This window comes from Draconibacterium halophilum (genome assembly GCF_010448835.1).
Lineage (GTDB): Bacteria > Bacteroidota > Bacteroidia > Bacteroidales > Prolixibacteraceae > Draconibacterium > Draconibacterium halophilum.
In genome coordinates, this window is sequence record NZ_CP048409.1 from 4,321,476 (window position 1) to 4,343,440 (window position 21,965).

The 21,965-nt window shown below is 40.7% G+C and carries 14 protein-coding genes; 5 read left to right on the forward strand and 9 right to left on the reverse strand.

Annotation, left to right across the window (positions count from 1 at the left end):
- Positions 1-11 precede the first annotated feature (11 nt).
- Entirely contained in the window at positions 12-5,624 is a 5,613-nt protein-coding gene (locus tag G0Q07_RS17590; protein WP_163348383.1) for a T9SS type A sorting domain-containing protein, read from the reverse strand.
- A gap of 955 nt (positions 5,625-6,579) precedes the next feature.
- Between G0Q07_RS17590 and gap the strand changes: the two genes are divergently transcribed.
- Complete coding sequence (gene gap, locus G0Q07_RS17595; RefSeq protein WP_163348384.1) at positions 6,580-7,578, forward strand: type I glyceraldehyde-3-phosphate dehydrogenase; 999 nt, start codon at positions 6,580-6,582, stop codon at positions 7,576-7,578.
- A 565-nt stretch (positions 7,579-8,143) separates the two neighbouring features.
- Here the strand turns inward: gap and G0Q07_RS17600 are convergent.
- Positions 8,144-9,388, reverse strand: a complete 1,245-nt coding sequence (locus G0Q07_RS17600) for an ABC transporter permease (RefSeq protein WP_163348385.1) — start codon at positions 9,386-9,388, stop codon at positions 8,144-8,146.
- A 177-nt stretch (positions 9,389-9,565) separates the two neighbouring features.
- Here G0Q07_RS17600 and G0Q07_RS17605 point away from each other — a divergent pair, with 177 nt between their 5' ends.
- From G0Q07_RS17605 to G0Q07_RS17615, 3 genes are all read left to right on the forward strand, one after another.
- Positions 9,566-10,180 carry an FKBP-type peptidyl-prolyl cis-trans isomerase gene (locus tag G0Q07_RS17605; RefSeq protein ID WP_163348386.1) on the forward strand — a complete coding sequence of 205 codons (615 nt, stop codon included), beginning with the start codon at positions 9,566-9,568 and terminating at the stop codon, positions 10,178-10,180.
- Positions 10,181-10,216: 36 nt separating this feature from the next.
- Positions 10,217-10,924 carry an FKBP-type peptidyl-prolyl cis-trans isomerase gene (locus G0Q07_RS17610; protein WP_163348387.1) on the forward strand — a complete coding sequence of 236 codons (708 nt, stop codon included), beginning with the start codon at positions 10,217-10,219 and terminating at the stop codon, positions 10,922-10,924.
- 174 nt (positions 10,925-11,098) lie between these two features.
- Positions 11,099-11,470, forward strand: coding sequence for a DUF3127 domain-containing protein (locus tag G0Q07_RS17615; protein WP_163348388.1), 372 nt, complete (start codon positions 11,099-11,101; stop codon positions 11,468-11,470).
- 181 nt (positions 11,471-11,651) lie between these two features.
- On the opposite strand, the gene yaaA is transcribed toward G0Q07_RS17615, so the two are convergent.
- From yaaA to G0Q07_RS17640, 5 genes are all read right to left on the reverse strand, one after another.
- On the reverse strand, positions 11,652-12,419 hold the full coding sequence (yaaA, locus tag G0Q07_RS17620) for a peroxide stress protein YaaA (protein ID WP_163348389.1): 768 nt from the start codon (positions 12,417-12,419) through the stop codon (positions 11,652-11,654).
- Positions 12,420-12,498: 79 nt separating this feature from the next.
- Complete coding sequence (locus tag G0Q07_RS17625; RefSeq protein WP_163348390.1) at positions 12,499-13,116, reverse strand: class I SAM-dependent methyltransferase; 618 nt, start codon at positions 13,114-13,116, stop codon at positions 12,499-12,501.
- 54 nt (positions 13,117-13,170) lie between these two features.
- Positions 13,171-14,556: an ATP-binding protein gene (locus G0Q07_RS17630; protein WP_163348391.1), complete on the reverse strand. Its 1,386-nt coding sequence runs from the start codon at positions 14,554-14,556 to the stop codon at positions 13,171-13,173.
- A 6-nt stretch (positions 14,557-14,562) separates the two neighbouring features.
- Complete coding sequence (locus G0Q07_RS17635; RefSeq protein ID WP_163348392.1) at positions 14,563-14,955, reverse strand: DUF7793 family protein; 393 nt, start codon at positions 14,953-14,955, stop codon at positions 14,563-14,565.
- Between the two features lie 245 nt (positions 14,956-15,200).
- Positions 15,201-17,396 carry an alpha-galactosidase gene (locus G0Q07_RS17640; protein WP_163348393.1) on the reverse strand — a complete coding sequence of 732 codons (2,196 nt, stop codon included), beginning with the start codon at positions 17,394-17,396 and terminating at the stop codon, positions 15,201-15,203.
- Between the two features lie 615 nt (positions 17,397-18,011).
- On the opposite strand from G0Q07_RS17640, the gene G0Q07_RS17645 reads away from it, so the two are divergent.
- Positions 18,012-18,785 carry a DUF6261 family protein gene (locus G0Q07_RS17645; protein ID WP_163348394.1) on the forward strand — a complete coding sequence of 258 codons (774 nt, stop codon included), beginning with the start codon at positions 18,012-18,014 and terminating at the stop codon, positions 18,783-18,785.
- 241 nt (positions 18,786-19,026) lie between these two features.
- Here G0Q07_RS17645 and G0Q07_RS17650 read toward each other — a convergent pair whose 3' ends face one another.
- Positions 19,027-19,386 (reverse strand): hypothetical protein, encoded by a 360-nt coding sequence (locus tag G0Q07_RS17650; protein ID WP_163348395.1) that lies wholly within the window; start codon positions 19,384-19,386, stop codon positions 19,027-19,029.
- Between the two features lie 296 nt (positions 19,387-19,682).
- Complete coding sequence (locus G0Q07_RS17655) at positions 19,683-21,965, reverse strand: ammonia-forming cytochrome c nitrite reductase subunit c552 (RefSeq protein WP_163348396.1); 2,283 nt, start codon at positions 21,963-21,965, stop codon at positions 19,683-19,685.

Genomic DNA, 21,965 nt, shown 5'->3' on the forward strand with positions numbered 1-21,965 from the left:
TCAATTCGGTATTACCTTTTAATAATCCTTTCTGATTTAACGATTTCGTCGTTCGAAATTAATGTCACAACGTAAACGCCAGTGGTCAGATTACCAGTACGGATTTCATAACTTGGATATTCAATATCTAGAACACGTTGACCAGCGATGTTTGAAACAACTACACGGTCAAGTTTTTCTGCATTGTCAATTCTAATGAAATCATTGAATGGGTTAGGATAAACTTTGAATTCCAGAGTTTCTGGCTCAATAGTTTCTACATCAGTAGCATAGTCTTCACCTGTTGTAAATGTCCAGTTTCCTGTAACACCATCCCAGGCAAGTCCATCTCCCATTACAATACCACTATCTACAGCTACTGTATAAGTAGTGTTCAACTCAAGCATTCCAGCTTCCATATAATCGTAGTCGATAGTAATTGTATTACCGTCAACCATGTCAGCTGTTATTGGAATCCATAATGTAGCTACAGTTGAATCCATTGCAGTTACTGTTAAGTATCCCATTACTGAATCATTGAACCAAACTTCATCTTCGAATACGATAGTGAAGATTGCGTGATTATCAGCAATAGTATCCATTGGAGTCATTGTATCGAGAACAGGCATCATTCTTTCTCTTGCATCAACAGTAACCACTACTTCTTCAGTACAAGCGGTGTCAACAACATTGTAGAAAGTATACATCATTTCACCTGCAACTTCAGCAGTCAACATAGTATCAATAGTACCATATACAAACTCTGCAGTATCTCCAACATAAATGCTTAATGTTGTATCCATGCTCATTGTGTAAGCCAATGTAACAGTATCAGTATCCCAACAACCGTTCATATCTTCAACATAAACTACGTGTTCTCCACCAGTTAACATTTGAAGACCAGCTTCTACAACCACTTCATCAACCCAGTAAGTGTATGTTCCAACACCACCAGCTGCACTAATTGTTACATCAGTAGTACAATCGTTTTCAGCTCCAACAGTAACTGTCAGCTCAACAGGATCATTAGCAATCTTGTCATAGGTTACGCTATAAGTTGAATCACTTGAACATCCCATGTTATCAACTACAGTAACATCGTAATGTTTATCAGCTAAGTTTTCATTATCAAATAAGAATACTTGATCAAGAGCAATCATTCCAGCTGGGTACCATGCCGATGTATCAGAATAAACAACTGATCCACCATCGTCTTCAATTTGAGTCCACTGAACCTGGAACATACGTCCTTCTTCACCTGAAACTTCAATTTCAACTGATGCTGCAGTATCACTAGAACAAGTTAACTCTCTAACTATTTCGAATTCGACAGGTGCAACAGTATCTAACATTAATGGTATATCAGTTGTATCAGTACAACCATTTGCGTCGATTACAACAGCAGCGTATTCATTTCCAATTTGTACAATGAAAGCTTCATCTACATATGTACTTGGCCACTTCACTCCATTTTCCCATAATTCATAAGTATATGGAGCTGTACCACCAGTAGCAACTGCTTCTATAAACCCTTCCACAACATCAGGACAAGTGAATTCGCCTTCAGCTTTTTCTAATACAACTTCCAATACTTTAGGTTGTTCAATAACAACAGTATCGGTACCAATACATCCACTTTCAGTAAGCATTACTGTAACAATGTATGTACCTGCACCCAGATCTTCTAAGGTATCAGTTGCAAGAGTGTCAATCATCACAGTATAAGCAAGATCAACAACATCACCTTCGTTAGTGATAACAACACTATCTGCTGGAACAGCAATCATAGCTGTCATATCGCCATTACACAAAGGTTCATCTGAAACTACAGCATTTACTGTAACCTGAATCGCTGGATTATTAATCCTTACACGCCATTCGTTTACAACAGCACCTGCATCATTGTATTCACCACCAATTAAACAGTTATTGGCATCTTTAGCCCAAACAACCCATGTACCAGCTTGCTCGACAGTAAGAATACTATCAGCTTGCCAAATACTGTCAACAGTTACATCAGGTATCTCTACAAGAATGTGACCTGAATCCACTTCGGTAAGTGCTGTATAGTACATATAATCACCAACTCCACCTGTAACGGTTGCTGAGAAAGCACCATCTTTTTCACAAGTAATGTCATTGATTTTACGAACAGCCAAAGTAAGTTCATTTTCTTCTTCTACCAATATACTATCAACTGAAGTTGAACAATCTCCATCAAGATCTGCAACAGTTATTTTATAATAACCGGCAGGAAGTTCAGAGAATACATTAGAATCTTTTTTACCCATTACCGGGCTAATTGAAATAGCATACTCTTCAGTTCCACCCATGATGTTACTAACAACAATTTCTCCATCTTCACCACCAAAACACAAATTGTGAGCAGCTACTTCAGCGTCGAAAGAAATAGTATCTGGTGAATCAACCAAAATGGAGTCTGTTACCATACATCCGTTTGATCCTTCACCTACTTCAAATACATTGATCGTGTACATTCCTGCATCAAGACCAGTGAAATTGTAAATTGAATCTACATCTGTAACAGTAGTAGTATCAGTTCCCAATACAAGATCTATATCAAACATATCAGTGTTACCACCATCAACAACAACTTTAATTTCACCATCGTCGTCACCACATGCTGAAGTTTTATCTTTTGCTTCAGCCATAAGAGTAATTGCCTCTGGTTCCATTACTGAAACAGTTTTAGCATCCAGCGGACACTCCAGGCTATCCATAACCATCACTTCATACATTCCTTCTGCTGTAATGTTTACGTTTTTCGAAGTACCTTCCATTGTACGCCAGCTATTGTTGCCAACTTTAAACATATATGGTGCGTTACCACCTTCTACGGTAATGGTAATAATACCATCCTTAGCACCGTAGCAACTAATATCCTGTGCTTTTTCTACTGTAAAGTCAAAATTATCAGGTCCATCAACATGAATTTCTTTAGTTTCAGCACCGTAACATCCTTCTAAATCAGTTACCATTACAATGTAGGTACCTTTAGGTAATCCAGTAAATACCGTTTCAGTAACTTCAACATAAGGCATAACATCTGTTAAAATACCTTCGTCAACTTTTTGCAAGGTATAAACAAGGTCACCGGAACCTCCGGTTGCAGCATAAATCTCAATACTACCCAAGCTATCACCGTAACAAATATTGTGTGTAACAGCATATGCTGTATCTACAATTTCTACAGGATCCCAGCCAATTACATCTGCAGTTTCTAATGTATAAGCTCTTTCATTGCAATAATCACTGCCGAGCCAATTCCAACTATCGTCAATCACCTCATATGAATAAGTGTTTGTATAAGTGTATACAGATCCATACCACATACCTGCTCCAACGTTTACATATATTACACTATCAGCGTAATCATTTGGCAATTGAGACATGTAGGTTGTACTCATATTCATAGCGGCAGCAAGACTTTCTGTAACACCGTAAAATACGTATCGATATGAATACGTAACTGTATCCATACTTTCATTCCAGGTCTGAGTATAATATGGCATATAATCACCCGGTATGGTAATAGCAACCTGACCGTTTATATCTTCTGCACAAGTTGAAGTATCTACTGCTTCTATACTTATAACAAACGAATCTGGTTCAGTAATTTCTATAGTTAAATAATCGTCATCAAATGTACAGCCATAATTATCAATAGCCCAAATATAATATGTACCTGCGTCAACATTTTGCATGTAAAACGATGCCTGGTTATTATAATCATCGTATGTATATGCATAATCATCAATGGGATTCAATGTATCTCCGGTAACATAAAGATCCGTTAATGATGTAGAAGCAACCACAGTTAGATTCCTTCCAGATCTCGCTCCCCATGAAGAAGTCTGGATTTCAACATAGTTATTGTTCTGTCCATACGCGCAGTTTGATGTATCAGCACCATCAACAACCTCTATAAGCTGCGGAGCTAATGCGGGTATCTCTGCATTGTAAGAAATTGGTTCTACATTCGGGCAATTTGCATCTTTCGCGTAAATTTTGTAAGGTCCCTCAGGTAAAGCGAAAGAACCAGAAGTTGTCCAATTTACACTATCTAAAGAATACTTATATTCTCCGGATCCACCTAATGCTTTTACCATATTAGTACCATCACTTGCACCAGGGCATGTTGGAGGTCTATTCGAATAAATCATGTTCCAATATAGATTCCCTGGTTGAATTATTTCAATATCCATATCAATAACACAAGCATCTCCTTCTGCATTTCTAACAGAAACTTCATAAGGTCCAGCAGCTACTTTCCAGGATTTTGTTGAACTCCAATCGGAAATTAATCCATACCACGAAGAGTATAAAGCATACTCATATGTTCCTGAGCCACCATCTACATCAACAACAGTAAGCATGGTACTGTCGCCGTTACAGGTTAATGTATCAGTATATTCTAACTCAAAAGTAATTTCACCAGGAGCCTGAACACTTACAACATTACCAGATTCATTAGTATTATAGTAGGCCAATGAATCACCGCAATATTGTGCACCAGTCATATACAGCTCGTAGTAGTTGGCTGTTAAACCGGTAATTTCAATAATTGAATCACCACCAGCAGGAATCCAGTTTCCATCACCAATAGAAGCGGCGTAATCACCAAATGCAGCATCGTAATTTGTAATAGCTACCGTGATGGCACCATTTGCGCCTTCAGCACAAGAAACATCTTCAATGGTAATTTCGTATTCAATTCCTTCAGGATCTTCAAATACAATTGTTGTATCTGCATATTCATCACAACCTAAACTGTCTTTAATATATGGGGTATACTCTCCGGCAGCCAAATCAAACGAAACTGATTGCCCGGTTGTATATCCTGTTGAATCTCCTATTTCAACCCAATATTCACCACTGGTAAATGGAGTACCACCCGAAACATCTACTGTAATTGTTCCTACGCCACCAATACAAGTCGGTCCTGTAGCAACTACATTATCAACTACTAACTGGGCAGGAACCGGATTAACCATAACTGAATCCCAGTTTTCGATCAAACCAAGATCAACACAGTTTGAACCATTATTTACTGCAACGTAAAATTTACCTGATCCATTTGGATCAACCTGATAAATAGCTGAATTTCTTGTTGCTCTTACATCGTAGTCGATCGCCGGCCCATCCCAGTCAGCCTCATGAACTACATAATACAAATAAGGAGATGAACCTCCGGCAACTGTCAATGTAATCTCAGGACGATCGCCATAACATGTTGGTTGTTCCACCACAGCACTCTCCAAATACATTGAATCCAATACATCAACATCCGTAAAAGGAAGATTGGCCGAGTAGCAAGTGTCTGTTTCGCTAATCGTTCTAACCATTACTGTAAAAGGTACACCTTCATAAGTATCAAATTGTGGTTCTGAAGTAAAACCACCAATTGTGTCACCATCGAAATTAAACGCATATTCTGCATTTTCGAATCCGACAACTTCATAGGTAACCGGTCCTTCATCACAAATATCCGAAAGATCAGTAACTAGCACAACACTATCCTCAGGTATAGCATATGGAGTGCACTGGGCATAAGCCTCACCTGCAATCCCTGCAACCCAAACAAATAACGCCAAGCTAAAAAGCCTTGTAAACATTTTTCTCATAGCATTTTTTTTAAATTGAACTTAATTGATTGATTGATTTTAAATTATCTAATTCGTTAATCATTTTTCTGATAATATGTCGCTGTAAGTACAGCAAACTCTACAAACGTATAAAATTTTGCATCAATGTACAAAATATAACTTGCATAAAACACATTCTTTTACAGAATGTTTTCAACAGGGCCAAACTTAATCCAAATCTTACTATTTTATATCCTTTTATTATTAGGTTTGAACGTAATCCCGACTCTGTATTTTAACACATTTTAATGCAATTTTAAACTTATTTTTTTAATTTCATATAATAAACAGCTCATTTTTTCGCTTATTTTAAATGATTAACTATTGAATAAATGAGAATTTTCACTCAAAAAAATAAGAAACCTATTAATTCTTCAAGCACGTGTAGCTCACGAACCGTAAAATACAGCTACAAATATGGGCTAACCGGAATCCTACTGGTTATCCTGATACTTGTTCTTGGTTCATGCAAAACATGCAAATGTCCGGCATACAGCTATCAATCTGCATCTGCTCCAAATATTACGGTACAAGCAAACAGTTAGAACCGGTACGCTTCATGATTATATTTAAGCAAATAAATACAATTTTTGCATAACAAATACCTGCCAAGAACGCTCTTCAAATTTATTTGACATATTTTAATGACACCGATTTTATGGCTTATCATATTGATAATTTGGTTTTTAATCCATTTTTAAGCTCGCGAGAATGCGATATTTGCATACATCCTGTGGAATTGGGCGAAAAAAACGACTTATTCCATTCTAAACACTTTAAGTAAATATTAAGGTTCGGACGAAATAAAAACCGGCCCTTGACACAATAAATAATTTGTATTTACTTTGTGACGCTAAAAAAAACAGGCAGTTAAAACCTGAAAGCGAAATAATTACAATAATTTTCTTTTAAATAAATTAAAACTTTCTCAACTATGATTAAAATAGGTATTAACGGATTCGGGCGAATTGGACGTTTTGTTTTCCGTCAGGCAGTAGCCAAAGGAACTGTACAAGTTGTAGCTATCAACGACCTTATTGATGTAGACTACATGGCATACATGTTGAAATATGATTCAACTCACGGTCGTTTCGACGGTACTGTAGAAGTAAAAGACGGTGCATTGGTTGTAAACGGCGACGTTGTTCGTGTAACTGCAGAAAGAAATCCAGCTGACATTAACTGGGGTGCTGTAGGTGCTGAGTATGTTGTTGAATCAACTGGTCTTTTCTTAACTAAAGAGTCAGCTCAGGGTCACATCGACGCAGGTGCGAAAAAAGTTGTTATGTCTGCTCCTTCAAAAGACGACACTCCAATGTTCGTTATGGGTGTAAACAATAAAGAATACAAAGGTGAAGATTTTGTATCTAACGCTTCTTGTACTACTAACTGTTTAGCTCCTATTGCAAAAGTATTAAATGACAAGTATGGTATTGTTGACGGTTTAATGACAACTGTTCACGCTACTACTGCAACTCAGAAAACTGTTGACGGTCCTTCAGCAAAAGACTGGAGAGGTGGACGTGGTGCTGGTCAAAACATCATTCCTTCATCTACAGGTGCTGCTAAAGCGGTTGGTAAAGTAATTCCTGAATTGAATGGAAAACTTACTGGTATGGCTTTCCGTGTTCCAACTCCTGACGTATCAGTTGTTGACCTTACTGTAAACCTTGCAAAAGGTGCATCGTACGAAGAAATTTGTGCTGCGATGAAAGAAGCTTCAGAAGGCGAATTGAAAGGAATTTTAGGCTACACCGAAGATGCAGTTGTTTCTAACGACTTTATTGGTGAAACTCAAACTTCTGTTTTCGATGCTAAAGCGGGAATCGCTTTAACTGACACTTTCGTAAAAGTTGTTTCATGGTACGATAACGAAATGGGTTACTCAGCAAAAGTTTGCGAACTGATTGAGTACATGAACTCAGTAAAATAGTACTGAAAAAGTTAGAAGACAGAAGTCGGAAGACGGAAGTTTTTTACAAAACAATATTTAAGGGGATGCCGTTTGGTGTCCCTTTTTTTATGGATTGAAGTTGGAAGAATTGACTGATTGAGCACTAAGATGGTGAGACTTTGAGCACTGAGAAATTGAGATTGGAGTAGATTAAGTCTCGAAACCAGGAGAATATATGTGAGCATTAAGACTATGAGACTATGAGATTGTGAGACTATGAGACTGTGAGATTGTGAGATTGTCATCAGTCATTAGTCATTAGTCATTTAAAAACTTTGCGTCTTAGCGCCTTTGCGGGAGAATACTAGATTGTTGAATTGCCAAACTGAAAACACTGAGAAGATGAGATTGTCATCAGTCATCAGTCATCAGTCATTTGATAGCTTTGCGTTTTAGCGCCTTTGCGAGAGATCACTAACTTGTTGAATTGTCAAACTGAAAAGTACAACTGAAAACTTAGCGACTTTACTTGTAACCCGAAACAGATTTCTTTCTACATTTGAAATGGTAATTATTTTTTCCTTTCCGCTTTTGCCTTTTTCGTTTACTCGTAACGCAACGATTCAATCGGATCAAGTTTTGAAGCCTTTTGTGCCGGATAGTAGCCCGAGATAATTCCCACAACAAAACACAATACAACGCCCAGAATAATCCAGATCCATGGAATAAAAAACGGAGATCCGATCAGTTTGGCAACACCATTTCCGGCAAGGATACCAAGAATAATTCCTACAAAACCCCCCATCTGCCCTACCAAAATCGCCTCCATTAAAAACTGCTGTTTTACCGTATTACTTTTAGCCCCTATTGCTTTTCGAACACCAATTTCGCGGGTACGTTCGGTTACGGTTACCAGCATAATATTCATTAAACCAATAGCTGCACCAAACAAAGTAATCAATCCAATTATGGTAGCCACAAGTGTAATATTCTTAATATTTTCCAAAAGCATATTGGCCAGGTTATCACTTTTTTCAATGCTAAAATCCGATTCGTCGAGCGGATCAAGATTTCGTACTACTCTGAAAGTCGCTTCCGCCTGCCCAACAGCTGCATCCATTAGCTCCGGCCGATCAACTTTTACCTGCACATCAAAATTCATATTAGGACGAGAAAAATAAGCTCTCGAGTTGGAGAACGGAATAAAACATACCATGTCGCTGCTCATTCCAAATCCACTTCCCTTTTGTTTTAAAACTCCTACTACTTTGTACTTCCCGCCTCCAATACTCACTACTTTCTGCAAGGGATCTTCACCTCCTTTAAATAAACGGTTTGCTAAATCACTACCTAAAAGTACCACGCTTCTGCCTGCCTCAATGTCGTGCGTGCTAAAACTACGGCCTACACCAATTTCATAACCTGCTGTACCTAAATAATTTTCATCAATACCACGTACTGCAATATTCGGATTGGTCTTTTCCGACTGGTATTTTAATGTAGCCGCCCCGGTTGACGAAACCGAAACAGATGTAGTGGCAGGAAAATCGAAAAGCTCTTTAAACTCCTTTGCCTGGTAGTAAGATATGTACGAATAGTTTTTTGTACGATAACGAACATTCCCTTGCGTGCGTAATCCTCCACTCGAAATTGAAAACGTGTTGGCGCCCATCACCGCAAATTCTTTGGTGATCGAATTCTTAATTGAGTCAATAGCGGTCAAAATTCCAACCAGGGCTGTAATACCCACTGCAATAATCATTACAGTAAGTGTTGTACGCAACAAATTGCTCTTCACCGAAGTGAAAGCAACACTCATATTTTCGAAAAACAATGTGGTCGATCGCATAAAACTAAAATTATCTGTAATTACGGTATCAATTCATTTGTAAAGTTAAGCACCTAATAATTACCAATAAAGAATATTTTTTTGAATTTTAATTCTCTGCCAAATTATAAAACTTCAATTACCTTATTGCCAAAAATTTAATTTATCTTCGCCCTCTTGAATTCAGAAAAAAATAAAATGGCAGATTTCGAATTAAAAGACGATTTACAAAAATTTAGTTATGCACTAGGAATGAGTATTTCTGCAAATCTCATCCAGTCGGGAGTAAAAACCGTTCATCCATCCGCTTTTATTACAGCTGTACAGGATGTTTTCTCAGGCGTTCCGCCAAGATTAAAACCTGAAGAAGCCAACCAGATTCTTGAGTCATTTATGGCCGAGTCGCAAGCTGCTGATGGGAGCAAAAACCTGGAAGAAGGCACAGCCTTTTTAGCTGAAAACAGCAAAAAAGAAGGCGTAATTGAATTACCCAGCGGATTACAATACGAAGTAATAAATGAAGGAGAAGGAGAGATTCCAACAGCCAGCAACCAGGTAAAATGTCATTACCACGGAACGCTGATTGATGGTACTGTTTTCGATAGTTCGGTAGAACGTAATGATCCCGCTGTTTTTCCGGTTAACGGAGTAATACCGGGTTGGGTTGAGGCATTGCAATTAATGTCGGTTGGCTCAAAATGGAAATTATATATTCCTGCAAACCTGGCTTACGGACCAAATGGTGCCGGCGGTGTAATCGGGCCAAACGCTACACTTATTTTCAAGGTAGAATTATTAGAAATTGTAGAATAGTAAAAATACGGTCGTTTCGGCCAAAAAAATTATCAGATGAAGAATAGTATTATTTATGTTTTTGCAGTAGCATTGATTGTTGCTGCAACTTCTTGCCAACAAGGTGGTCCGGCAACTGTAAAACTGGAAACCAGTGCCGACTCAGTAAGTTACGCAATTGGTGTTTTAGTTGGAGCAAATAACAAACAACAACTTGAAACAGCACCAGGGAGTTCCGATATGAACCTTGAAGCTATGGCTGCAGCATTCCGTGCCGCAACATTAGGCGAAGAGGTAGAAATTGCAGAAGCTGATGCAAATGCAATTGTACAGAGTTACTTCCAGAACGCCAGCGAGCGTGAAGCTCAGGCAAACCTTGAAGAAGGCAACAAATTTTTGGAAGAGAACAAAGCACGTGAAGAGGTGGCTACTACCGAAAGCGGTTTACAATATGAAGTACTTACTGAAGGTACGGGTGAAAAACCAGGTGCAACTGATAGAGTACGTGTACATTACCACGGTACTTTAATTGATGGTACTGTTTTCGACAGCTCTGTTGAAAATGGCGAACCTGTTGTATTTGGTGTAAACCAGGTAATTCCGGGTTGGACTGAAGCATTACAACTAATGCCTGTAGGATCAAAATGGAAAGTTTATATCCCTGCCGAATTGGGTTACGGCCCACGTGGTGCTGGCGGCGACATTGGTCCTAATGAAGCCTTAATTTTTGAAGTAGAATTACTGGAAATTGTAGAAGAAGAATAAGTATTGTCATTCAGAAAGAGGAACGATTGAGGCATCTCTAAAAACAGAGCTATCTCGTAACAGATTTCTCTCTTCGTTGGAAATGATAAAAACTTGTTGAAAAAAACCCTTTGTCTTTCTTAAGGCAAAGGGTTTCTTTTTTTTATCTTCGTTTCTCAAAATAAAGGACACAATATGGCTTTAAGCGTAAAAGGAAAAGTTGAGCAGATTTTAGAACCCCAATCGGGAGTGAGCCGTGCAGGGAAAGAGTGGAATAAGCAGGAATTTGTAATTGAAACGGACGAACAGTACCCACGCAAGGTATGTTTTACTTTGTTTGGCGATAAGGTTGATCTGATTAAGGGATTAGCCTCCGGCGAAGATATTGAGGTTTCATTTAATTTGGAATCGCGCGAATACAACGGACGCTGGTTTCACAATATTAATGCGTGGAAAATTGATAAAGTAAGTGCCGACGGGAACTTGCCGGAGCCTCCTCCGGAGTTTGGTATGGATGATGTTCCTCCGGAACCATCCGACGACTCGGCAGGTGATTTACCGTTTTAAAGGATAAAAGATTACCGATGAATAGAAAATGCCATCTTTGTTTAAAACAGAGATGGCATTTTTGTTTACTGTCACTTCCTCAAAGAATTGTTGTCATTTCGAACGCAGTGAGAAATCTGTACCAATTTGGCTGAGAAGTAACAGATTTCTCCTCATTCTTCGTCGAAATGACAATATTGAATTACCCACGCGTAAAAACAGGGTTGCCGGGCTTCGATAAACGTGGATTAAAGACATAGCCCTCAGAATCAAACGTCTGCAGATCGTCCACATTGTCAATATCATTTTCAACAATAAAACGAGTCATCAGTCCGCGTGCTTTCTTGGCAAAAAACGAGATCATTTTATACTTCCCGTTTTTCATATCTTTAAACTGAGGTGTCACAATCTCGGCATCCAACTTTTTGGTATCAATACTTTTATAATATTCGTTTGATGCCAGGTTAAGCAAAACATTACTCCCCGATTCATCAATTGCCTCCTGTACTTTTGAAGTGATTTTCTTTTTCCAGAAAGCATACAAATTGGAAGAGCGCTGAACTTTCAGTTTTGTTCCCATCTCGAGCCGGTAGGGTTGCATTAGGTCGAGCGGACGTAACACACCGTAAAGGCCGCTAAGTATCCTCAACTTCGTCTGCAATTTCAACAATTGCTCCTCGCTGAGTGTATCGGCTTCCAGCCCCTGAAAAACATCGCCGTTAAACGCCAGAACCGCCTGTTTGGCGTTTTCGGGCGTAAATGGCTGGTGCCAGGTTTGAAAACGATCGTAATTTAATTGCCCCAGATTGGCCGAAATCCCCATTAACTCCGAAAGTTCTTTAGGTTTCATTTTTCGTAGTTTCGGAAGTAGCTTTTCCGATTCGTCGAGCATGTCGGGTAGCGTATAAGTTGTGGTTATCGGTGGTGTTTTATAATCCAGCGATTTGGCTGGTGATATTACTATTAGCATATGTTCTGATTTTTCAAAAATAACAGCTTAGCGCTTTCAATGTTCAACTATTTCTTAAAAGACAAATGACAATAAATTATTACACCGCCAACCTCCTAAAACTGCAAAAAATAAAGTTCTGTAACGAATTGGACGGTGTTTTATGATCGACAGAAATGCACCTTATCTTATTAAAGAATGTTTTTAATAATCCCGTCATAGTAGATTCCGAATATTGTTGAATTTCAATTCCGCTGCATTTTGTTGGCCCCTGCTCCGAGAAAGTTCCCAAAACCAGGTAGCCACCCGGTTTTACATACGAGCTAATAGTATCTACATAATTGCTGATCTCCTGCTTTCCGGTTAAAAAATGAAAGGCAGCGCGGTCGTGCCACAGGTCGTACTTTTCGGTGGGTTGAAATGTCGCTGCATCGGCAACAATCCATTTAACTTTTTTGGCCTTTTCGCCCAACCGCTCCTTTGCTTTCCGGATGGCCGTTTCCGAAATATCGAGCACGGTAATGTTGCGGTAGCCCATTTCCAATAAACGATCTACCATAAAACTATCGCCGCCTCCCACATCAATAATTCGGGCCGACAGCGGCAAGTTAAACTCCTTAACAAATTGTAGCGATGTTGTTGGTGAAGCCTGAAACCAGCTCACCTCAGCGGTGTTCTTACTTTTGTAGATCTCTTCCCAATGCTTTTTTCGGTCCATCACTTTTTATTCTAATTATTCCGGGTGCCAATAAAATTAGAAAACCTTTTTAAACTATGAAATCTCGGGAAGTGCAACTTCGCTTACATATTTCTGAACAATCCTTATCAATTCATCCTTCATTATCGGTTTCGAGATGTAATCATTACAGCCAATTTCAATGAATCTCTCTTTATCACCGTCCAGAGCAAAAGCAGTTTGGGCGATTATGGGAACTTCTTTATTCGTTTTTCGGATCATTTTTATCACCTCATCACCTCTTATTATCGGAATAGAAATATCCATCAATATAAGGTCTATATCAGGGTTGCTGTGATATAATTCGATTGCTTCTTTGCCATCGCGTGCAAAAAGAATGTTTTCAGTTAATCTTTCTAATAATACTTTCAGCAGGTATTCGGCAGTCGGGTCATCTTCTACTACCATAACTTTAAAATTTCTGGAAGTAAAATCGCAATCAACATGCTGTTTTTGCGTTTTTACCAATTCGCCAATTTGGCTATTTCCCCCCACGGGCAAAGTAAAATAAAACACCGATCCTTTACCTTCTTCACTTTCTACCCAGATATTTCCATTTAATATTTCAACATAAGCTTTACTGATAGCCAGGCCTAGCCCGGTTCCTTCAATTAAATGACTCTCTGCAACCCTGCTTCGGGTAAATCGATCAAAAATATGCGTGATATATTCTTTTGGAATTCCCATTCCGGTATCGCTGACAAAAAATTCCAATACTGCGTGGTTCTCAACATTTTTCAACTTGTAACCAAATTCTATCGCGCCGCGTTGGGTATATTTCAGTGCATTTTTAATCAAATTTGTCAAAATGGCATCCAATTTCCTGTAGTCGGTATCAACGATTGCCTCGTCATCCGACAAGCCTTTGTGCATTTTAAGCTGAATCCCTTTGTTTACCGCTTCATGATTAAAAAAACGAAACAAATTATTCAGTTTATCATTAATTGTAACCCTGGCAATATTTTTAGAAACAATTTGCGATTCAATTCTTGAAATTTCAACAATATCACTGATTAAGTCAAGCATCCGGTTGCCGCTCTTTTCTATAAGGTCAAGATATTCCCGTTGACTTTCTCTCGAAAGACTATTATTTTTTAGCACATCGGCAAATCCAATAATCCCGTTCATCGGGGTGCGAATTTCATGACTCATATTGGCTAGAAACGCCATTTTTAAACGTTCACTTTCTTCGGCTTTAATCTTGGCAGCTTTCAGCTCCTTATTCAATTTCTTTATCTGCTCATTTTCTCTATCGGTTTGTTCTTTTAGTTTCAAGTCATCAATCATCATATTGATCCCCATCGCCAGAGCATCAACTTGATCGTAATCATTCGAAACCGCTACCTGCACAGAATAGTCGCCCCGGGCAACTTTCATTATTGCATCAATTATATTCTCTAACCTTTCGCTATTACTATCCATGATACATTAATCTTTCTCATTAAGTAGCCAATCAATAGCTTCTTCCTCGCTTTTAAAAAAACGCATGTTATGCTTACTGTATGAGCCGATCACAAAATTGGCGATCAACCTCGCAACAGGATTCATTCCATAAATCGCCGCTTTGTGCGTATTATCATGATCTCCCAATTCTTTCCAAATTTCACGGGCGCCGGGTTCATTTTTGCCACACTCGTTAACATTGATAAGATAGTTGCATTTCCCTTCCATTTGCGCATTCAAATCCAGGCAGAGTTTTTTCATCTCAACAGCTAACTCATTGCTTTGAAGTCCTTTCGCTATAACATGTATAATATTATTTTTACGAAGACGAACAATATCTCCCCCAACCTGATATTCAGTTCCCTCTGAATTCTCCATAATTCGTATAATAAAGTTTCACCCCTGAATAAAAAAAGCCAATTGCAAAAATACTGTTATATGCGAGGCAACCAAATCAGAAATTTAAAAAGAAACTAGCTTACGCTAAAACCATCTATTTGGTATAGTTGCAATACTAAACCTATAAAATTTTATAGGGGATAGTGAGGGAATTCAATAAGAAAAAGAGACCAAAGTAATTGACATTGATCCCTTTTTCCTTTTGCCTTTAAACTTTTGCCTTGTTATTCCACCTCATTCACCTCCAACACCACGCTGGTGCTGCGTAGCGTTATATGTGGATTAATACCCACTTTCATCAGGAAATCGCCGGAGTACACTTTTTCGGCATCAATCCACGAGCGGCGTCCCGGGTAAACGTTCAGTTCTTTTACGGTGTATTTTTTGGCAGGATCGAGGCCGGCAAACTTAACCGGAAGCACAGATGCCGTTTGTTTGTACCTGAAATTCGACAGGTAGTTAAACACCACTGCCCTGCTCTTCTCCTTGTTTACATACATCAGCGAGGCAAAGTCGTTTTCGTACGGATTTACCAAACGATACTGGTCGCCATGCCACACCAAATCTTTAAACGAGTGGTAATTCTGCACGGCCTGTTTGGCAAATTTCAGATCGTTTTCGCTGAGCTCGTGAGCCACAATGTCGAAACCCAGTTTTCCCATGCTGGCCACATCAACGCGGTATTTTAGCGGAAGATCGCTCCAGTCGGTTACATGGCAATCGGTAACAATCGACGGGAAGAAATACGAATAATTCCACTGCATAAACACGCGCTCCAGCGGATCGGTATCGTCGCTGGGCCAAAATTCGGTGAAGTATTTAAACAGCTCGTAATCGCCGCGGCCGCCACCACCCGAGCACATCATAATCGGTACCTTCGGGAATTTCTCGCGTACGCGCTCCATCAAATTGTACAGGCCTTTGGTGTATTCGATGTAAATATGAGTTTGCGGAATACCTTCCTTTTCGAGATAAGCCGAATGCGCATTGTAAATTACCGAGTTGCAATCCCACTTAATAAATGCCAGCTCCGGGTTTTCAGAAAGCAGCTTATCTACCACTCCAAAAACAAAGTCCTGCACCTCGGGATTCGAAAGATCCAACACCAGCTGGTTGCGGAAATATTTCTCGGGGCGCTCGGGCTGACGAATCACCCAATCGATATGGTTCTCGTACAATTCACTTTTCGGATTTACCATTTCGGGCTCAATCCAGATACCGAATTTTATGCCCTCTTTTGTGGCTTCTTCTACCAGGTAACCAATTCCGTGTGGCAGTTTCTTTTTGTTTTCCTGCCAGTCGCCCAAACCGGCGGTGTCGCCGTTGCGCGGGTACTTGTTGGCAAACCAGCCATCATCGAGCAGAAACAGATCAACACCCAGTTCTTTGGCATCTTTAAACAGGGCAGTCAGTTTGTCTTCATCAAAATCAAAGTAAGTAGCCTCCCAGTTGTTCAGCAGTGTCAGGCGTTCACCGTTGCCGTCCAGAACGCGGTAATCGCGTGCCCAGCTGTGCAGGTTTCGGCTGGCTTCGCCGGTTCCGTTGTGCGACACCACATAAACCAATCCCGGTGTTTTGAACACCTCGCCCGGCTGCAATTCATATTCCGACGCAAACGGATTGATACCTGCAATAAACCGAATGTTGCCCTGCGGATCTACCTCAAAATCGTAACGAAAGTTCGAGCTCCACGCCAGCTGCCCCAACAGCACTGTTCCGTTGTTTTCGGCAGCTTTGCCATCAAACGAAAGAATAAAATTGGGCGACTGCAGCAAATGGGCGCGTGTTCCCAATTTCGAATCGATCGACTTTATACCGCGGGTCAATTTCTCCTCGTTGCGCTGCATTTCTTTTGCCCACTCGTTACCGAAGCTGGTGAGGTAAAACTCGTTGCCGGTAAAAAACAGGTTTGCCGACGCAAACTTTTTCAGCGTTACAGCATCTTTTTGGTTGTGTTTTATCTCGGTCCATTGTTCAATCACATTCTCGTTGGTCCACGCCTTGTAAAACAGCTTCACCTGAAAATGGTATTGTACATCTTCCAACACAATGGTCGTCAGCACCGCATTATCCGAAGTCGTTTCGGCAGTGTGGCTCACGTATTTCAACTCCAGCGACGTGTTGCCATCACTTTGAATCACCTCAATGGCGGGTTCAACCAGGTTCCAGGTTCCGGATGTGGTGTATGTGGCATTGTTAATTGCACTGTTGTTATCGCTCAAACTGTAGCCTCGTGCCACCGCAGCATACTCCGATTCATTGGCCAGCGGTTCGCCAAAATACACGGTATTTAAACGGCCGTCGCGCGATGTTTGCAGCAACATCAGGTTATTGTTGGTTGAAATGGGAATGATCGCCTCCTGCGCATAAACAACGGCAGACAGCAATAAAACGATCGTCAACAGATATATCCTTCTCATGATTTTTAGATTTGATTGTTTCTTATTAGAAGGACGAAGATTCGGAGGAAGGTACCTAGCCGGAGGTATCTAGTTCAGCGTTAAGTTTTCGTGTTGCGGATTACTGTTTTCCCCTTCCATCAGTCCCGGCATGGCAATCAGTAGCTAAACCTCACAGAGGAAGCTGTATATGTCGAAGTTATCATTTCGATTTTCCTGTATCGCCTGCCGTTGTGGGGATGTAACAGCATACATCTGCGTCAAAATAGTATAACGACAATAGAATTTCTTATTGAATTGGCAGCACTTTATATTTTCCAAACGGTCTTGCTTATAGCAAAGCTATTTTGAACTATTTTCATGCTTATTTGTATACAAAGAATAAATATGGAATCACTTTCTAAGTTAATTTCAATACCGCAAAGAAGATTCAAATTTGTTTCCTAATTGCTTCGCTTATCTCGAATGTATTTTGAATGTAATATTCAACATCAAACTTGACTTATGTTCGACAATTCTGTAACTTTATACAAGCAGATGTAGCTTTTATTTCTATATAAACCATAATTGAATGGGCGGATTTGAGATATAAAGTGTTTTCTGCAGCAAACGATTAGTCACCCAACAACTGTACCGATGGAAAAACTTCATTCAATAATCCTCTACAAACTTTCGATTACCGAGCACCAGGCATTTATGCAATCCGTAAAAGAAACAGCAGCTAAATTCCCGCCCGTGCAGCTGAATATAGAAAAAGAGTTCCCCCGGTTTCTGGTGGCACTTGATGCGCTGGCACTTGCTATCACTGGGCAACGGGGAAGTGCGATAACATCAGAGCTGCTGACCCTCGACCGGCACCGCTTAAAAACCTACAGCGCCATTCGCGGACGATTGAAAAACACCCTCTCGAGCCCTTTTGAGGCAGAACGCGAGGCAGCCAAAACATTACATTTCAGGTTGATGCAACGTGGCCAGATACGCCGGAAAAATTATGCGGGGAAAACGGTATCCATAAAATTCCTGTGTAACAATTTGCTTGATGAAAAGCATTTTCCGCTATGCCAACAACTGCAAATTACCACATGGATTGAAGCTTTGCGCGAACAAAACAAGCTGTTTCATGAGAAAGAAAACCAGCGGAGCACCGATTATGCAACACGCCGCGCAGGAAAAGTGGCCGATGCGCGGCAGGCTATCGATGCCGTTTATAACGAAATGGTAGCGCGTATAAATGCAACGGTTACCATTGGCAGTGCCACTCCCGAAGCAGAGCAGTTTATCCGCTCGGTGAATAAAAAAATAAAACAGGTGAAAGCCTTAAAAGCCTGGCGACGCAGTATGCGGGCTGGTAAAAAGCGGCGCGAGGCGGAGAAGAGGTTGGAGGATGAGAGACTGGTCACTGGGCATTAGGCACTGGTCAATGGTCATTGGGCACTGGTCAATGGTCAATGGTCATTGGGCACTGAGACGGTGAGACGGTGGGCACTGAGACTATGAGAAAATGACAAATTGTAAAATTGTGGATACACGATACTCGATATCTGATGCTGGATGCTGAAAGAAAGGATGCCATCTTTATTTGTTTTATACATAGAAAGATGGCATCCTTAATGATCTGGTCATTGGGCATTAAGCCCTGGCGCTTCTGATATTATTCCATTCGAAAGTACTGAATCGATCCAACATCAAAACCATAACAATTTTCATTCGGGCAATCTATTATTAACTCGTCTTCATTTAATATATAACCAAGTTTAAAAGGCGGAGGTGGAGGAAACAAATGCAAAATTGCTCCTACGTAATCCATTTGTATTGAGTCCTTTTCCAAATGATATCTATACGGCATAGAATTACGGTAAGCCAACTCATCTGAAGTAAATCTAAGTGTGTCGCTTATTCCCTGAACCACCCACACACCAATAATCTCTTCCCTGTTTATTTCCAATTCGCTTTTTGAGCAGGAACTAAACAATACAACAAGAATAAAAAGCGAAATAATTAAGTTTTTCATGGTTAACGGTTTACGATATACCTGTCAGATGTTGTTCTTAGTGAAATGGTTGCGTTACCGGTACTTTAATGTAACAGATCTCTCCTCCTTCCTCGTCGAGATGACAGTTCTACCGATATTCCTTCCCGATGGGACTTGTTGCTTATTGCTATTTGCCTATTGCCAACTCCTTCTAAAATCAAAAATCGTTAATCATCATTCTACAATCTGAATTCTTCTCCTCTACATACTTTGCTGCAACATGGCTATCGATTGTTGGATAGCGGCCCGGTCTTGTTCCGAGATGCCTTCAACTTTCAATGCATTTTTATACAGTTGCAATGCTTTGTCTTTGTTGCCTTCCTGCAGGTAGATTTGTGCCAGGTAGCCTGTTGCCGAAAGGTATTCGGGGAGGTGCTGATCACTTTCTCCAGGGTTTTTTTGGCAACTGAAGTCTGTCCGTTCTGCACCTGGTAGTACGCCAGCGTGTATCCGTAATCAGGATTTTCGGGACGCGCTTTCCAGGCCATTTCTGCATACTTTACAGCTCCGGCCAGATCGCCGCGCTGTGCCACTATTACACTCAGGTTTTTGGCGGCCACAGGTTGATTTTCCGGATTCGTCTCCAAAGCTGTTTTTAATGCTTTTTCGGCTTCGTCCATACGCCCCTGCTCGGCCAGCAACAGTCCCAGATTCAGATTGGCAGCTTCGTTCTTTGGCTCGTACTCCAACACTTTCTTCAGATTCTCTTCGGCTTTTTCGTTATTGCCGATATACGAATACAACACACTGCTGTTGATTAGCGGCAATACCGACGGTGGATATAAACGCGCTGCTGTTTCGTACGAATTCAGCGCCTCGGTTGCCTCACCTTTGTTCTGATGGTACAAGCCGAGGTTGTAGTGATTGCTCCAGTTATCCTGGCGCGACGTCATCGATGTTACGTATTCTTTTTCGGCAGCGGCAATTATTGTTTGTTCTTCAGCGGTAAACTCATCCTGTGGAAAAGTTAAAATAGCATTGGCGGCCTGTATGCGCACCAAACGAATATCATCCTGACAAGCTTTCAGCAGGGCCGTTTTCACCTCATCGGTAAGAATTCCTCCCAAACCGTATGCTGCCGACGAGCGCACCAGTTCCGATTCGTTATTCAGCGCATCGATCAGCACATCGGCTTTCGATGCATCCGCGTAATTATTCAACAAACGGATAAGCGAATTAGCCACTACATCATCGGTTTTAGGGTTGCGGATGTACTCAAACATCTTATCCACATTTTTCCACTCCATATCGCGGGCTTCCTTTATCAGTTGTGCCCATCGCAGGGTTTCTTCCTGGTAATCGCCGTTGGGGCGCGCCTTTACAATTTTATTGGCCCACTCGGGCGATTTATCTTTATGACACTGGTTACAGGCATTTGGCGAACCAAACTTTATGGTCGCCTCGGGCATTGGCGGGCGAAACGAGTGATCGCTGCGCAGGAAGCGGCCAACAAATTCGCGTTTTGGCATGTGGCAGCTCAAGCAGGTTAGCCCTGCCGAAGCCGGATGCCCGGTATGTGTTTCCAGATCTTCGGTGCGGTTATTATGGCATTTCAAACATGCCTGGTTGGGGTTGTCCTTATTGCGGTCGCGGCCACTTGATGTGTGGCAGGTAACACAATGTAGTTCGCTGTCCTCAACACAAGGATTCATCATCCATTCGGTCATGGTATAATTTTCTCCCAGCGAACGGCCATCGGGATAAAAATCACGATCCTCAAGCGTTGTCAGGTTGTAATTATCAAAGAACTTATCGCCGGGCATATAACTTGGCGTAATCGGATTCATTTTGGCATGGCAGGGAGCACATGATGCGGTATGTTGTTCCTGTGTAAACACGTTTGTGCTTATCAATCCCAGTTCTTTTGCTTCTTCGCCTTCTTTCAGATTTTTAAATATACGTACGTGCTCGCTTGCCGGTCCGTGGCAAGTTTCGCAATTAATACCGGGTTCTTTCCAGGTAGTATGATACGTGTCGGTTTCCAAATCAAAATTGGTGCTCAACTGACTAATGTGGCAGCTGTAGCAACCGGTATTAAATGCAAACATATCGTCTTTCCACGGCAATGCTTCATCCTCGGGGAAATCATCTCCAAAATGACGCATACCTGCCATAGGATAATTGAACCATTCCTTGCGATTCGCATCAAAAGCCAGTGGAATATTCTGGAGTTTCCCATTCTCAAATGGGGTAAGAAAAGTATACACATTATGCCCGCCCATGGCCCAGATTACATCGTAGGTAGCGACCAAATTATCTCCATCTCGCTCGTACATCACTATTGTTGAGTCTTTAAACTCCACCTGAAACAGATGTCCTTCCACCTCAACAGGTTCGCTATCGGGCAACTGATGTTCTTCCATAAATTCCGCATTAATTGGCATCATAGCCTGCGCATGATATGATGGTTCCCAAAGCTTGTAGAAGTTCTCGTGACATTCGATACAACTTGCCGATCCGGTGAATTCGTTACTTACCTCTTTTGGTTTTTGTTTACAGGAGATTGCCGTTAGCATTACTGCAACAACAACTATTAATTGAGATTTATGGAAATTCAT

Bases quoted from the DNA above. Each gene is read 5' to 3' on its own strand.
- G0Q07_RS17590 (WP_163348383.1), bottom strand. From the start codon at position 5,624: ATGAGAAAAATGTTTACAAGGCTTTTTAGCTTGGCGTTATTTGTTTGG.
- G0Q07_RS17615 (WP_163348388.1), top strand. From the start codon at position 11,099: ATGGCTTTAAGCGTAAAAGGAAAAGTTGAGCAGATTTTAGAACCCCAA.
- G0Q07_RS17610 (WP_163348387.1), top strand. From the start codon at position 10,217: ATGAAGAATAGTATTATTTATGTTTTTGCAGTAGCATTGATTGTTGCT.
- G0Q07_RS17625 (WP_163348390.1), bottom strand. From the start codon at position 13,116: ATGGACCGAAAAAAGCATTGGGAAGAGATCTACAAAAGTAAGAACACC.
- G0Q07_RS17640 (WP_163348393.1), bottom strand. From the start codon at position 17,396: ATGAGAAGGATATATCTGTTGACGATCGTTTTATTGCTGTCTGCCGTT.
- G0Q07_RS17655 (WP_163348396.1), bottom strand. From the start codon at position 21,965: ATGAATTTCCATAAATCTCAATTAATAGTTGTTGTTGCAGTAATGCTA.
- G0Q07_RS17630 (WP_163348391.1), bottom strand. From the start codon at position 14,556: ATGGATAGTAATAGCGAAAGGTTAGAGAATATAATTGATGCAATAATG.
- G0Q07_RS17605 (WP_163348386.1), top strand. From the start codon at position 9,566: ATGGCAGATTTCGAATTAAAAGACGATTTACAAAAATTTAGTTATGCA.
- gap (WP_163348384.1), top strand. From the start codon at position 6,580: ATGATTAAAATAGGTATTAACGGATTCGGGCGAATTGGACGTTTTGTT.
- G0Q07_RS17635 (WP_163348392.1), bottom strand. From the start codon at position 14,955: ATGGAGAATTCAGAGGGAACTGAATATCAGGTTGGGGGAGATATTGTT.
- G0Q07_RS17645 (WP_163348394.1), top strand. From the start codon at position 18,012: ATGGAAAAACTTCATTCAATAATCCTCTACAAACTTTCGATTACCGAG.
- G0Q07_RS17600 (WP_163348385.1), bottom strand. From the start codon at position 9,388: ATGCGATCGACCACATTGTTTTTCGAAAATATGAGTGTTGCTTTCACT.
- yaaA (WP_163348389.1), bottom strand. From the start codon at position 12,419: ATGCTAATAGTAATATCACCAGCCAAATCGCTGGATTATAAAACACCA.
- G0Q07_RS17650 (WP_163348395.1), bottom strand. From the start codon at position 19,386: ATGAAAAACTTAATTATTTCGCTTTTTATTCTTGTTGTATTGTTTAGT.